The organism is Acidiphilium sp. PA, from assembly GCF_026191915.1.
Lineage (GTDB): Bacteria > Pseudomonadota > Alphaproteobacteria > Acetobacterales > Acetobacteraceae > Acidiphilium.
Window position 1 is genome coordinate 60,204 of sequence record NZ_JAIMBY010000014.1, and the last position, 14,161, is coordinate 74,364.

Here is a 14,161-nt window from a genome sequence, read left to right on the forward strand (position 1 = left end):
GGGGTCAATGATCGGGCGGGCTGGATGAGAATTTGCGATCACGGCAATGATTTTGCGATAGGGGGCGGTTGGCGCAGGATCGGGGCATGGCGATTCGCAGGATGGTGCTTGAGTCCGAGATGGCAACCGTGGCGCTGGCGCGGGATCTGGCCGCGCGCGCGGTGGCGGGGGATGCGTTTTTGCTGAGCGGGCCGCTGGGTGCGGGAAAATCGACCCTGGCGCGGGCGTTCATTCGCGCGCGGGCGGGCGATGGGGCGCTTGCGGTGCCGAGCCCGAGTTTTACGCTGGTGCAGGTTTATGATCTGGCGCCGCCGGTGGCGCATTTCGATCTATGGCGGCTGGGCGGGCCCGACGATGTCGAGGAACTGGGGTTGGAGGCGGCGCTGGCCGGGATCGTGCTGATCGAATGGCCGGACCGGTTGGGCGTGTTGGCCCCGGCGGATGCCGTGCGGATCGCGCTGGCGTGGGGCGAGGGCGAGCGGCGGGATGTGACGATCGAGGGACCGGAGCGGTTGATCGGATGATGCCATCGGTTGCCTACGTGCCGGCCTCGGTGCCGTTTCTGCCCGCGCTGGCGCGGGCCTGGCTGGATGCGGCGCGGGCGGCGGGGCGCGATGCGGCCGATGGGTTGCTGATTTTGCCGACCCGGCGTGCCGCGCGGGCGGCGGCTTCGGCATTTCTGGAGGCGAATGGCGGCCCGCTGATCATGCCGCGGATTGCCGCGATCGGCGCGGCGGACGAGGCGGCGCTGGGGATCGAGGCGGGGTTGGAACTGCCGCCTGCGATTCCGGCCGAGGAGCGGCGCACGATATTGGCGCGCTTGATCCTGGGCATGGGTGGGCGTGACGGCGCACCGCGGCGGCTGGCCGAGGCGTTGATGCTGGCGGATGATCTGGCCGTGCTGATCGATGCGGCGGCGCAGGCCGAGATCGATCTGGCGGAGACCCTGCCGGGGATCGTGGCGCCCGACCTTGCGGTGCATTGGCAGCGGATTCTGGATTTTCTGAGCATCGTGACCCGGTTGTGGCCCGATGTGCTGGCGGATCGCGGCGCGGTGGACCCGGCGCGGCGGTTGCGGCTGCTGATCGATGCGCAGGCGGATTTCTGGCTGGCGGCACCGCCGGTGATGCCGGTATGGCTGGCCGGGCTGGCGGTGGCGACGCCGGCGGTCGCGCGGTTGGCGCGGGTGGTCGCCGGACTCGCGGCGGGCAAAGTAGTGCTGGCCGGGTTCGATGCCGCCATGCCGGCGGACGATTGGGCGCATCTCGCCGATGTGCCGACGCATCCGCAGGCAGGATTGTTCCGGTTGCTGACCGCGATGGGGGTGCAGCGCGATGAGCTGGTGCCGTTGATCGCGGCGGATACCGGTGCGCGGGCGGGCCGCGTTGCTCTGTTGCGGCGCGCGTTTCTCCGCGCGGCGATGCCGGATGATGCGGCATCGGCAGGGATTTCGACCGAGGGTTTGTTCCGCCTGGATGCCGGCGATGAGCAGGACGAGGCGCGGGCGATCGCGCTCGCGCTGCGCGATGCGCTGGAAACACCGGGACGCGTCGCCGCGCTGGTAACGCCGGACCGGGGGTTGGCGCAGCTGGTCTCTGCGGAATTGCTGCGCCTCGGCATCCGTGCCGAGGATAGCGCGGGAGAAATGCTGGCCGGCACGCCGCCGGCGGTGCTGCTGCGGCTGCTGGCCGCAGCGCAGGACCGGGATTACGCGCCGGTCGCGTTGCTCGCGCTGCTGAAACATCCGCTGGTCTTTGCCGGCCGGGACAAACAGGCATGCCGGCGCCTCGCGCGGCAGCTGGATCTATGGCTGCGGGCCGCCGCACCCGGGCCGGGGTTCGCGGCGCTGCTGCGCGCGCTTGATGGCGATAAAAATCGTGAAATCAGTGGTTTCATAAGCTCTTTTCAGACAAGACTCGAGCCGCTGATAACGGCCTGCGCGCCGCTCGCCATCGAGCCGGCGACGGTGATCGGCGGGTTGATCGAAGCGGCCGAAGCGATCACCACGGATGAGACCGGGCGCTGCGTCCTATGGGATGCCGAGGCCGGGGCCGCGCTGTCCGAGCATCTGGCGGTGCAGCTGGCGGCGCTGGAGGGGCTGGAGCCGGTCGATCCGCGCGAGTTGGCCGCCCTGCTCGAGGCGGTGCTGGGCACCGCGCGGCTGCGCCGGCCCCGCGCGCGGGACGCCAATCCGCGCGTCGCGATCTGGGGCATCATGGAGGCGCGGTTGCAGAGTGTCGATACGCTGGTGCTGGGCGGCATGGTGGAAGGCGTGTTTCCGGCCGAGCCCGATCCCGGGCCGTGGCTGTCGCGGCCCATGCGCCGTGCTGCGCAACTGCCTGATGATGCGGCATTGATCGGCGAGGCGGCGCATGACGTGACCAGTTTGATGGCGAGCTGCGGCACGGTCATTCTATCCGCACCCCGCCGGCGCGGCCGTGCGCCGGCGGTGCCTTCGCGGTTTCTGGCCAGGCTCGACCTGGTGCTGCTCGGGGCGGGGCTTGCGCTCGAGGCGCATCCCGCCGCGGCGTGGGCGGCGCAGCTCGACCAGCCGGCGGTGCGCGCGGTGCGGCCGAAACCGGCGCCGCGGCCGCCGGCATCGGTGCGGCCGGTGACGTATTCGATTTCCGATATCACGACGCTGCTGGCCGACCCCTATGCGATCCATGCGCGGCGGATCATGCGGCTGCGCCCACTCGAGCGGCTGGATGCCGAGACCGATGCGGCGCTGTTCGGCACGCTCGTGCACAACGGGCTGGCGGCGGTGTCGAGCCGGCCGGATTGGGCGCTGGACGAGACGGCGCCGGCCCGCCTGACCACGGCGTTCGAGCGCGAACTCGCGGGGCAACGGCTGCGGCGGGCATTGACGGCGTTCTGGCGGGTGCGGCTCGCGCGGATCGCGGAATGGATCGTGGACATCGAGCGCGCGCGGATCGGCGAGTCCGGCGTGGCGGATGCGGTTGCGGTGGAATTGCCGGGCGCGTGGCTATGCGGCGGATTTACCGTGAAGGGGCGGATCGACCGGATCGAGCGGCGCGGCACGGCCTTGCAGATCATTGATTTCAAGACCGGATCACCACCGAACGATGGCGCGGTCGAGGCGGGATCGGCCCCGCAACTGCCGATCGAGGCGGTGATCGCCGAGGCCGGCGGGTTTGCCGGGTTCGCCGGCCTGGTTGACGAACTCGCCTATTGGAAACTCTCCGGCGGCGCGACCGAGGGGCAGACACGGGCCTTGCTGAAGGGCGATGCGGCGCGGGTGCGTGCGGTGATCGAGACGGCACGCACCGCAATTCCGGCGCTGCTCGCGCATTATGCCGATCCGGCCACACCGTTTTTCGACCGGCCGAGCCCGGCGCGAACGACGTTCGACAGCCCCTTCGCCGGCGTATCCCGGCGCGCCGAATGGGAGGACAGCGCATGAGCGGCGCAAGTCTCGGGGCCGAGGCCGCGCAAAGGGCTGCGTCCGACCCCGCTGTGTCCGCCTTCGTCGGCGCATCGGCGGGGTCGGGCAAGACCAAGCTGCTGACCGACCGGCTGCTGCGGCTGATGCTCGCCGGCGCGCCGCCGGCGCGGATCCTGTGCCTGACCTTCACCCGCGCGGCGGCGGCGGAAATGGCGATCCGCCTGCGCGACCGGCTGGGGCGGTGGGCGATCGCGAGCGAGGCGGCGCTCGATGCGGACCTTGCCTCGCTCGATGTGATGGCGCGTGCCGCGGTGCGGGCGCGGGCACGGGCGCTGTTCGGCCAGGTGCTCGATCTGCCGGGCGGCATGCGGATCGACACGATCCATGCCTTCTGCCAGTCGCTGTTGCGGCGGTTTCCGCTCGAAGCGGGGGTTTCGCCGCATTTCATCGTCGCGGATGAGGCGGAATCGGCGCTGCGCAAGCGGGCGGCGCGCGAGGATTGGCTGAGCGGGCGGGTGGATGAGCCCTATCCCGCCCTGCAACGACTCGCGGGCGAGATTTCCGAGGTGCAGTTCGGCGCGCTGGTCGACCGGCTGCTGGCGGATTCGCAGGCGCATCTGGCGCGATTGCTCGATCGGCATGGCGAGGCGGGTGCGATCATGGCGATGCAGCGCGCCGCGGTCGCGGCACCGGATGCGAGCGATGCGCAATTATGGGACGAGGCGGTCCGGCCCGATGAGGCGGCGCTGCGCCCCGCCCTCGATCGGATTTCGCGGCAAAGCTCACCGGCGGCGCGCAACAAGGCGCTTCTGCTGCTCGACTGGCTGGCGTGCGACCCGGCGAGCCGGCTGGCGGGCTGGTCATCCTGGCTCGACGGATTTCTGACCGGCAAGGGCGAGCCGCGCAAACCATCCGGGCTGATCAGCAAAACGCTCGACCAGGCGGCACCCGAACTGGCCGGTGTGCTGGCGGCGGAGCAGGCGCGGATTTTGCGCTGCCTCGATCGGTTCGCGGCGAAGGAGGTGGCGGCGCTGTCCGCCGCACTGACCGAGGTGGTGCTGCCGATCCACGCGGTGGCCAGCGCCGGCAAGCTGCGCGAGTCCCGGTTCGATTACGGCGATCTGATCGCGCTGGCCGCCCGGCTGCTGTTCGACCCCGGTGCGGCCTGGGTGCTGTTCAAGCTGGATGGCGGGATCGATCATATCCTGCTCGATGAGGTGCAGGATATCGCACCCTCGCAATGGGGCGTGATCGATGCGATCGCGCGCGAGTTTTTCGCGGGCGACGGCGCGAAGGCCGATGTCAGGCGGACGATTTTCGCGGTCGGCGATCGGAAACAATCGATCTACTCTTTCCAGGGAGCCGATCTCGCGAGTTTCGACGCCTGGCGGACGGGCATCGGCGGCCGGGTGCGGGCGGCGGCGGCGCGCTGGCACGAGGGGACGCTGGCAACCTCGTTCCGCTCGTCAGCCCCGGTGCTGGCGCTGGTCGATCGTGTGTTCGAAGGGGTGGCGCGCGCCGGGGTGGTGCTGTCGGGCGAGGCTTTGGTCCATGGGGTGAGCCGGGCGGGTCAGGCGGGTTCCGTGGCGCTGTGGCCGCTGGCCGACCCCGATCCCGAGGCGGATCTGCCCGCCTGGGCACCGGCCGAGCGGTATGCACGGCAGGATTCCGCGCGGCGGCGCCTCGCCGAAGGGCTGGCGGGCTGGATTGCCGCGAATATCGATGTGATGAAACTGGAATCGCGCGGGCGCACCCTGCAGGCGGGCGATATCTTGATCCTGGTGCGCAGCCGCAACGAGTTCGGCCCGGCATTGACGCGCGCGCTGAAGGATGCCGGCGTGCCGGTGGCGGGGCTCGACCGCATGGTTTTGACCGAAACACGGGCGGTGGCCGATCTGGTCGCGCTCGCGCAGGCGGTGCTGCTGCCGGAGGATGACGTCGCGGTGGCGACCGTGCTGGCGAGCCCGCTCGGCGGATTGAGCGATGATGAATTGATGGCGCTGGCGATCGGGCGGAGCGGCACGCTGCGCGATGCGCTGTTCGCGCGGGCGGATGAAACACCGGCGTATCGGGCGGCGCGGGATTTTTTCGCGGCGGTGCAGGCGCGGGCCGATTTCGTCTCGCCCTACCGGCTGTTCGCCGAAGTGCTCGGCGCGCTGGGCGGCCGGGCGCGGCTGCTGGCGCGGCTGGGGCCGGAAGCGGCCGAGCCGATCGATGAATTGCTGGCGACCGCGCTGGACTATGGCCAGCGCGAGGCCCCAAGCCTGCAGGGGTTTCTGGCGGCACTCGAGGCGTCCGCCGCCGAGATCAAGCGCGAGGCGGAGGCGGCGGGTGACCGGGTGCGCTTGATGACGGTGCATGGCGCCAAGGGCCTGCAGGCACCGCTGGTAATTTTGCCCGATACCACCAGCGTGCCGCAGCAGCGCGAGACTTTGTACTGGCTGACCGTGCCGCAGAGCGAGGTGCTGGTGCCGGTGTTCTGCCCGCGCGCCGATCTGCGCAGCAGCGCGGTGGCCGCTGCAGTGGCCGCGGCCGGGCGTCTGATGATCGAGGAATACAACCGGCTGCTCTATGTCGCCCTGACGCGGGCCGAAGATCATCTGGTGGTGTGCGGCGCGGCGCCGAAAAAAGCGCTGCTCGAGACCTGCTGGTACGAGGCGGTGCGTGTGGCGATCGGGCAGATGGACGGCGTGGCGGAGCAGGATGTCGCCCTGCCCTGGGCGGCGCAGGCGATGGGGGTCTCCTGCGCGCAGACGGCGGCGCCGGACCGCATCGGGCGGCACGTCGCGGCGCGGATGGCGGCCCTGCCCGGCTGGATCGGGCCCGAAACCGGCTGGCGCGCCGCGGCCCCGCCGGAACCGCCCGATCTTGTGGATCGGCTGGTGCCGAGTCGCAGCGCGGAAGGTGAGGCGCGCGGGCTCGCCGCCGCCTCGCCGCGCGCGGGCGCGCGGGCGGCCGGGCGTGCGGCGGCCATGGCGCGCGGCCGGCTGATCCATGCGCTGTTGCAGCATCTGCCCGCCGTGCCGGCCACCGATCGGCGCGACCGGGCGGCTGCCTATGTGGCGCAGGCCGGGCATGGGCTGGATCGGGACGCGCAGCACAACGTGGTGGATGCCGTGATGCAGGTGCTCGACCACCCCGCGCTCGCCAGCCTGTTCGGGCCGGGCAGCCGTGCCGAGGCGCCGGTGGCGGGCGTCGTGCAGGGCGTCGAGATCGGCGGGTTGATCGATCGGCTGGTCGTGCTGCCGGACCGGATCATGCTGGCCGATTTCAAGACCGACCGGCAACCACCGGCCGATGCCGCCGCAATCCCCCTGCCCTACCTGGCACAGCTCGCGGCCTACGCGGCGGTGCTGGGCGCGATCTATCCAGGCCGGGCGGTGCAGGCGATGCTGGTGTGGACCGCGAACGGCACGGTGATGCCGGTGCCCGAGTCTGTGCTGGCAAGGCATGCGCCGCGGCGACAGCAGGGATCGGGGGGTGGTGCGGGTGCGGTAGAGACGTAGGGTTAGCAAGCGCTTCTTTTTTGGAAAAAAGAAGCAAAAAACTTTTTGACACTAGGGCACGGGCGGTTTCACGGGCACGGGCCCCGATGAGTGAAGTTTTTTTGCTTCTTTTTTGTTCACAAAAAAGAAGACTCTTCCCCCTCCCTTCGCGCATCCCAGCCCCGCGACCAATTGCCCTGACGCATGATCCGCGCCATTATTTCGCGAGATATAAAGGAGTTCCGCTCATGAGCGCTGTGACAAAACCTGTTTCCGATGCCGAATTTTCCATTTCGGTGCTGGAATCGAAAGAGCCCGTGCTGGTCGATTTCTGGGCCGAGTGGTGTGGCCCGTGCCGGGTGATCGCGCCCGCGCTCGAGGAGCTTGGCGGCGAGTATGCCGGCAAGCTGTCGATCGCGAAGGTGAACATCGATGAAAACCCGATGACGCCGACCAAATTCGGCGTGCGCGGGATTCCGACCCTGATTCTGTTCAAGGACGGCAAGGCCGCCGCCACGCATGTCGGTGCGGCGCCGAAAAGCGTGCTGAAAGCCTTCATCGACAAAAATCTCTGATGCCGTCTGAGGATCCGGAGGCGCCGCCACCGACGCATCCGATGATCCGCGCTATCGCCATGCCCGCCGACGCCAATGCGAATGGCGATATTTTCGGCGGATGGCTGATGGCGCAGATGGATCTGGGCGGCAGCAATCTGGCCGGGCGCATCGCGCACGGGCGGATTGCGACCGTCGCGGTCGATGCGATGAGCTTCATCCGGCCGGTGAAAATCGGCGATGAGGTGAGTGTCTATGCCGATCTCGTTTCAGTCGGGCGGACCTCGATCAAGGTGAATGTCGAGGCGTGGCGGCGCGCGCGCGACTCGGAAAGCGAGCGGCGGGTGACCAAGGCCGTGTTCACCTTCGTTGCGATCGACAGCGAGGGACGGCCACGGCCGATCGCGGTGGCGTCAGACCATCTCCGATAGCGGCTGGGCGATATCTTCGAGTGATTTGCCGGCGGAATCGGGGCCGATCAGGGCCTCGGTGACGGCGGCGATCAGCATCAGCCCGCCGCCGAGCAGATAGCCATCCATCACGTTGCCACGGTTGCCGCTGCCGATCAGCGCGCCGAACAGGATGGGTCCGATGATGCCGCCGAGCGCGGTGCCGAAGGCATAGAACAGCGCGATCGCGATGGCGCGGATTTCAAGCGGAAAGCTTTCACTGACCGTCAGATAGGCGGAGCTTGCCGCCGCCGAGGCGAAGAAGAAAATCACGGTCCAGGCGGCGGTCTGGCTCGCGGCGGACAGAGCGTCATGGGCGAACAGCGCGCCGGTGATCGCCATCAGTATGCCGGAAATACCATAGGTCGCGGTGATCATGATGCGGCGGCCCAGCGTGTCGAACAGGCGGCCGAGCAGCAGCGGGCCCGCGAAATTACCGAGCGCGAAGGGCAGGATGTAAAGACCGATGCGACCACTCGGAACCTGGTAGAATTTGGTCAGCACCAGCGCGTAGGTGAAGAAAATCGCGTTGTAGCAGAACGCCTGGGCGGACATCAGCGTGATGCCGAGCACCGCGCGCCGCCGGTAGCGCGTGAACAGGGCGCGCAGGCCGGGCAAGAACCAGGACTTGACATCGGTACGTAATCGGATCGTTTTCAACTGATGCGCGGGCATGGCGATGCCGATGCGGGTTTCGATGCCGGTGACGATGGCGGCGGCTTCATCGGGGCGGCCATGCGTCATCAGCCAGCGCGGACTTTCGGGAATGAAGCGGCGCAGCAGCAAGGCGATGCCCGCGATCAGCCCGCCGATGATGAAGCCGGCGCGCCAGCCATAGGCGAGCGGAATGATCGCGGGGTCGAGGGCCGCGAGCGCGCCGATCGCACCGAGCGCCGCGCCGATCCAATAGCTGCCGTTGATCACCAGATCGGTGAAGCCGCGCATGCGGGCGGGGATGAGTTCCTGGATCGTCGCGTTGATCGCGGCATACTCGCCGCCGATGCCGGTGCCGGTGATGAAGCGAAACACCAGCAGGGACGTGAAACTCCAGGACAGGCCTGAAGCGATCGTGGCCGTCAGATAGACCAGCAAAGTGATGGTGAACAGTTTTTTGCGGCCGAGCCGATCGGTCAGCCAGCCGAAGAACAGCGCGCCCAGCACGGCGCCGGCGACATAGGCGCTGCCGAGCGCGCCGACATCGGCGCTCGACAGGTGCATCGACGGCGATTTGGCGATCGCACCGGACAGCGAGCCGACCATGGTGACCTCGAGCCCATCGAGAATCCAGGTGACGCCCAGGGCGCAGACCACCAGCCAGTGAAACCGCGCCCAGGGCAGACGGTCGAGCCGGGCCGGCACATCGGTTTCAACCGTCGCCGCCATGGTTCAGAGATGCGGGCCGAGCAGCAGCAGATCGGCGGCGCCGAGGCGGTCCTTCGCGGTCTTCGCCTGGTGCCAGTAGGGGTATTGCAGCGGTGACAGGCTGACCCGGTCGAGTGCCGCACGTTCCTCGCCGGTGAGTTCGAGCGATGCCGCTTTCAGGTTATCGGCAAGCTGTGCTTCGTTGCGGGCACCGATGATGACCGAGGTGATGGTCGGGCGGCCGAGCAGCCAGGCGAGCGCGATCTGCGCACCGCTGACGCCGCGGGCATCGGCGATTTTCACGAGCACGTCGATAATATCCCACAGCCTGGCTTCATTGTTGATGGGTGGTTCGCTCCAGCCGGCGAGCTGGCGGGTGCCTTCGGGGGTTTTCCGGTCGCGGCGGTGCTTGCCCGAAAGCAGGCCACCCGCGAGCGGGCTCCAGACCAGCACGCCAAGCCCCTGGTCGTGCGCGAGCGGCAGCAATTCATTCTCCGCCTCGCGGGCCTCCAGCGTGTAGTGGATCTGCTGGCTGACGAAACGCTGGCGGTGCGTCGCGTCGCTGATGCCGAGTGCCTTCATGATATGCCAGGCGGAATAATTGGAGCAGCCGATGTAGCGCACCTTGCCGTGGCTGATCAGCGTGTTCAGCGCCTCGATCGTCTCATCGAGCGGGGTGATGCCGTCCCATTCATGGACCTGATAGAGATCGATATGGTCGGTGCGGAGACGCCTGAGGCTGGCGTTGCAGGCTTCGATGATGTGGTGGCGCGACAGCCCGGCATCGTTCGGGCCCTTGCCCATCGGGAAGCGCAGTTTGGTCGCGAGCATCACGCCGGATTTGCGCACCCCGCCCAGCGCCTCGCCGATGATTTCCTCGGAACCGCCGGTGGAATAGATATCGGCCGTGTCGATCAGGTTGACGCCGGCATCGAGGCAGAGATCGATCTGGCGCTTGGCTTCCGCGAGGCCGACATTGCCGACTTTTTCGAAAGCGCCCTTGCCGCCCATGGTCATGGTGCCGAGCGTAAGCGTGGAAATTTTCAGTCCTGAACGGCCGAGTTGGCGGTATTGCATCGTCTCTCCCCGAGGCGTGTGGTGGCGTGTGGCAGACTATGTCGGGGTGCGGCGCGCGGGTCGCAAGGTCGGCGACGTTCATCGGATTGCCGGAAGATGACAATTACGGGACAGTTTTTTGAAGGTTCCGTGAAACAAGGCGCGGGACTCGCAAAAACGGATTGCTTGCGTTCCGTTCATCTGGTTTGAGCGCCGCAAGATACGATCCGTAACAGGCGGTTTCAGCACATCAAAGGAGAACGACGTGGCACATCATGCGCACGCGAAACATCATGGAAAACGCACGGCTTTCGCCGTGGTGCTGCTGTCGGGCACGGCACTGGCGCCAATTTCGGCATGGGCGCAGGCGGTCAATGCCGGCACCGTGAGTGCGAACGGCGCCGCATATGTGCCGGGTGCCACGACCGCACCGACGCACAAGAAACTCTTCAAATCCGGCACCACGACCCGCGTGCTCGATCGCAAGATCATGGATGCGGCCGGCCCGGTCGCCGGGGCGGCGCAGATCCTGTCGTATTCGCCGGGCGTGACCGTGACCGGCTATGGCAACACGGGCTCGGCGAAATACACCATCACCCTCGATGGCGTGCAGCAAGGCTGGGGCGGCTATGGCGGGTTTACCGGCACCGGTTCGATCGGCGTGACGCTCGATGGGATTCCCGTGGTCGATCCGTCGACCAATTTGTGGCAATCCAACACCATTCCGCAGACCGGGATGATCCAGAGCACGCAGGTCACCTATGGGCCGGGCAACCCGGTCGATCGCTGGTACAACAATATCGGCGGCGGGGTGGAGTACACGCCCGTGCAGCCGACCGCGAAACCGGGTGGCGATGTCAATCTCACCTATGGCAGCTATGGCCAGAAGAATATCGAATTCGACCTGCGCACCGGGCTCTACGATGGCTGGTCCACCGTGCTCGCGGGTGGTGCCGGCAATGGCCACAGTTTCCGCACCGCGGCCGATGGATTTCAGAGTCCGAACGAGAATTATTCGATCTACCTGAAAACCGTAAAGCAGTTCTCGGCCGGCAACATTCAGTTCGGCGGCTATTTCGCGCGCAGCGCCGGCTACCGCGTACCGGTGATCCCCACCACGCCGCAGGCGGGTGTCACCATCACCGGCAATCCGGGCGTGGCGGGCTCGACCCTGTATAGCCAGCAGACCTCGGGCTACGACAGCGCGCTGCCGTTCAACACCTACGAGAAATTCGATACCAATGCGATGTGGCTGGTATTCGCCAAGGAGAACATCGACCTTGGTGACGCGACCACGCTGCATAACCTGACATGGTACGAAAATATCACCCGTGTGCATTCGCGCCTGAACGACCTGTATAACCCCGGTCCGCAGGTCAGTGAATACAACAGCCCGCACACCAATATTTTCGGCGACAAGCTCTGGCTGAGCAAGAGCTTTGCAATGAATACGGTCGATGCCGGCGCTTATTACATCCACGACACCTATAATTCGCGCAACAATTTCTACAACGTGCTCGACGGCGGCAACAAGGGTGTGGTGAACATCGGCGGCAAGATCCGTTCCTCCTATTTCACCCAGGACGATTTCGCCCTGTTCGCGCAGGATGATTTCCACCCGATCGCGGCGCTGCACATCACGCCGGGCGTCCGCTTCGTGAATTTCCAGACCGGCTATTCCAACGGCTCGTTGCAGGATTTCGGCTTCGCGCCAGGCGTGGTGCTCTCGACACATTGCCCGCTGACCGGCACCTCGACCAAGGGCAACGTGACCGACCAGGGTGCGAGTTGCGGTGCGAACGAAAGCCGCAGCGGCGTCGAGCCTTCGCTATCGGCCAATCTGCAGGTTCTGCCGTGGCTTGCGCTGTATGGCAGTTACGCCGAATCCCTGCGCACACCCTCGGTCGGCGGCGGCGGCGGCTTGTTCCAGAAAGTCGATCCCAATTCTTATCATCTCGAACTGGGTCAGGACTTCCAGGGCGGTGCGAAATTCAACGTCGAGAACGATGGCATTCTGCATCATTTCCTGGCCGGTATCAGCTATTTCCACCTGCGCTACGCCAAACAGTCGATCAACTACACGCTCGCGAACGGGAACGAGATCACCGCCAGCGGTAGCTCGATCTATAAAGGCGTGAACATGTATTTCAACGACAACCCGCTCTACAATCTGTTCGTCTATGGCAATGCCTCGATCACCGATGCCAATTACCAGACATACGTCACCGGCGCGGGCGCAGCCAATCCGGGCACCAGCTACTCGGGCAGCAAGGTTCCCTATGTTCCCGAAAAAAGCTTCAACCTCGGCGCCTATTACGATTATCTGTACCACAACACATTGCTCGAACCGCGCGCCTGGGTTCAGTTCACCGGCACGCAGAACCTGTTCAACAACGTGAACGGCGCGCCCAGCCACCAGACGATGCCGAGCTACGGCACGTTCAACCTGTCCTTCAAGGTCAGCGCACCGATTACCCTGCCCTACGCCGGCAAAAAGTCGATCGATTTCAAACTGACCGCGCTGAACGTGACAAATAATCGTTACAATGAATACGAATACATCTCATCGGGCGGCTATTTCGGCACCGCGAACGGTGGCTATCTGCTGGCCTATCCGGGCGCACCGTTCACCATCTATGGCAGCGTCGGCATGCATTTCTAACACCGCTTTCAACTGTCATCGATCCTTCACACTACTGCGGCGCAGCTTCGTCTATGGCTGCGCCGCGTCTGTAACCGCCGGAGACAGCGACCATGACACTCGCCTATATTATCCACCTCGCCAATTATTCGGACGGCGTGCTCTACGTGCTTGCCGTTCTGTTCCTGATGGCAACCGCGGTGATGCTCGACCGGGTCTGGTACCTGCGCCGGGCCATCCTGCGCGGCAACGCAATCGTGACGCGCATGGCCAGGATGGGTCAGTTGTCGGTCAACGACATGGCGGAGCTGCGTGATTTCGCCGGCCGCCAGCCGGAGGCGGTGCTGCTCGATACCGCCCTGCACCACATCGCCGATGCCGATCCGACCGCGATGGGCAACCGGATGGACGAGGCGATCATGCTGGTCGCACCCAGGCTCGACCAGCGGCTGTGGATTCTCGATACCATCGTCACACTGGCGCCGCTGCTCGGCCTGTTCGGCACGATCATCGGCATGTTCCACGCCTTCTCCGTGCTGGCGACCCCGGGCCACGCGCCCGCCGAAGTGACCGGCGGCGTCGCCGATGCGCTGGTCGCCACCGCGTTCGGTATTCTGATCGCGATGCTGGGCTTGTCGGCCTTCAACATGCTGCAGAACCAGGTGCGGCTGATCCTGCATCAACTGGAGACGATCAAGACCATGGTGCTGAACCGGACCGACGGCGCCCTGCTGGTGCCGATGGTACGCGCCGGCGGTTCGATCCGCGCGGCAGCGGAATAAGATCATGAAACTACGCTATTTCGAAGCCCGTAAAGCGCGGGTCGAAATCATCCCGATGATCGACGTCATGCTGTTTCTGCTGGTGTTCTTCATCATCGTGACCTTGCAGATGATCCCGGATGCCGGCGTCTCGCTGCAACTGCCGACCTCGAGCCAGACGCAGCACCTGAAACACCCGAAATTCACAGTGAATATCCTCAAGGACGGCACGGTGAAAGTGAAGGACAAGATCCTCACCCCGCCGCAGCTGACCGCGCTGTTCCAGGCCGATGGCGATACTGCCAAGACGCAGGTTACCATTGCTGCCTCGAAACATGTCGCATTCCAGCATTTTGTGACGGTGATGGATGCCGCGCGTAAGGCCGGTGTGACCGATATCGGCATCGCGGCACAGCCGGCGGCTGGCGGTTCCTAGTGGCTGGCGCA

Annotated in this window: 10 protein-coding genes; 8 read left to right on the forward strand and 2 right to left on the reverse strand. The window is 66.2% G+C overall.

Annotation, left to right across the window (positions count from 1 at the left end):
- Positions 1–86 precede the first annotated feature (86 nt).
- The 5 genes from tsaE (at position 87) to AruPA_RS15400 (ending at position 7,876) form a co-directional block, all read left to right on the forward strand.
- Positions 87–524: a tRNA (adenosine(37)-N6)-threonylcarbamoyltransferase complex ATPase subunit type 1 TsaE gene (gene tsaE, locus AruPA_RS15380; protein ID WP_265637644.1), complete on the forward strand. Its 438-nt coding sequence runs from the start codon at positions 87–89 to the stop codon at positions 522–524.
- Positions 521–3,424 carry a double-strand break repair protein AddB gene (addB, locus tag AruPA_RS15385; protein WP_265637645.1) on the forward strand — a complete coding sequence of 968 codons (2,904 nt, stop codon included), beginning with the start codon at positions 521–523 and terminating at the stop codon, positions 3,422–3,424. The genes tsaE and addB overlap by 4 nt, the downstream gene beginning before the upstream one ends.
- Positions 3,421–6,912, forward strand: coding sequence for a double-strand break repair helicase AddA (gene addA / locus AruPA_RS15390; RefSeq protein WP_265637646.1), 3,492 nt, complete (start codon positions 3,421–3,423; stop codon positions 6,910–6,912). Before addB ends, addA begins: the two co-directional genes overlap by 4 nt.
- 227 nt (positions 6,913–7,139) lie before the next feature.
- Positions 7,140–7,466, forward strand: coding sequence for a thioredoxin (gene trxA / locus AruPA_RS15395; protein WP_029313273.1), 327 nt, complete (start codon positions 7,140–7,142; stop codon positions 7,464–7,466).
- Positions 7,466–7,876, forward strand: a complete 411-nt coding sequence (locus AruPA_RS15400) for an acyl-CoA thioesterase (RefSeq protein WP_265637647.1) — start codon at positions 7,466–7,468, stop codon at positions 7,874–7,876. The genes trxA and AruPA_RS15400 overlap by 1 nt, the downstream gene beginning before the upstream one ends.
- On the opposite strand, the gene AruPA_RS15405 is transcribed toward AruPA_RS15400, so the two are convergent.
- Both AruPA_RS15405 and AruPA_RS15410 read right to left on the reverse strand, forming a co-directional pair.
- Complete coding sequence (locus AruPA_RS15405) at positions 7,859–9,277, reverse strand: MFS transporter (protein ID WP_265637648.1); 1,419 nt, start codon at positions 9,275–9,277, stop codon at positions 7,859–7,861. The genes AruPA_RS15400 and AruPA_RS15405 overlap by 18 nt on opposite strands.
- A 3-nt stretch (positions 9,278–9,280) precedes the next feature.
- Positions 9,281–10,333, reverse strand: coding sequence for an aldo/keto reductase (locus AruPA_RS15410; RefSeq protein ID WP_265637649.1), 1,053 nt, complete (start codon positions 10,331–10,333; stop codon positions 9,281–9,283).
- Between the two features lie 244 nt (positions 10,334–10,577).
- On the opposite strand from AruPA_RS15410, the gene AruPA_RS15415 reads away from it, so the two are divergent.
- From AruPA_RS15415 to AruPA_RS15425, 3 genes are all read left to right on the forward strand, one after another.
- Positions 10,578–12,974, forward strand: coding sequence for a TonB-dependent receptor (locus AruPA_RS15415; protein WP_265637650.1), 2,397 nt, complete (start codon positions 10,578–10,580; stop codon positions 12,972–12,974).
- Between the two features lie 92 nt (positions 12,975–13,066).
- Positions 13,067–13,735 carry a MotA/TolQ/ExbB proton channel family protein gene (locus AruPA_RS15420; RefSeq protein ID WP_265637651.1) on the forward strand — a complete coding sequence of 223 codons (669 nt, stop codon included), beginning with the start codon at positions 13,067–13,069 and terminating at the stop codon, positions 13,733–13,735.
- A 4-nt stretch (positions 13,736–13,739) separates the two neighbouring features.
- The gene (locus tag AruPA_RS15425; RefSeq protein ID WP_265637652.1) at positions 13,740–14,150 is read left to right on the forward strand and encodes a biopolymer transporter ExbD; all 411 of its coding nucleotides are present in this window, start codon (positions 13,740–13,742) and stop codon (positions 14,148–14,150) included.
- Positions 14,151–14,161: the final 11 nt, after the last annotated feature.

Excerpts from the sequence above, each read along its gene's own strand:
- tsaE (WP_265637644.1), top strand. The coding sequence starts at position 87 with ATGGCGATTCGCAGGATGGTGCTTGAGTCCGAGATGGCAACCGTGGCG.
- addB (WP_265637645.1), top strand. The coding sequence starts at position 521 with ATGATGCCATCGGTTGCCTACGTGCCGGCCTCGGTGCCGTTTCTGCCC.
- addA (WP_265637646.1), top strand. The coding sequence starts at position 3,421 with ATGAGCGGCGCAAGTCTCGGGGCCGAGGCCGCGCAAAGGGCTGCGTCC.
- trxA (WP_029313273.1), top strand. The coding sequence starts at position 7,140 with ATGAGCGCTGTGACAAAACCTGTTTCCGATGCCGAATTTTCCATTTCG.
- AruPA_RS15400 (WP_265637647.1), top strand. The coding sequence starts at position 7,466 with ATGCCGTCTGAGGATCCGGAGGCGCCGCCACCGACGCATCCGATGATC.
- AruPA_RS15405 (WP_265637648.1), bottom strand. The coding sequence starts at position 9,277 with ATGGCGGCGACGGTTGAAACCGATGTGCCGGCCCGGCTCGACCGTCTG.
- AruPA_RS15410 (WP_265637649.1), bottom strand. The coding sequence starts at position 10,333 with ATGCAATACCGCCAACTCGGCCGTTCAGGACTGAAAATTTCCACGCTT.
- AruPA_RS15420 (WP_265637651.1), top strand. The coding sequence starts at position 13,067 with ATGACACTCGCCTATATTATCCACCTCGCCAATTATTCGGACGGCGTG.
- AruPA_RS15425 (WP_265637652.1), top strand. The coding sequence starts at position 13,740 with ATGAAACTACGCTATTTCGAAGCCCGTAAAGCGCGGGTCGAAATCATC.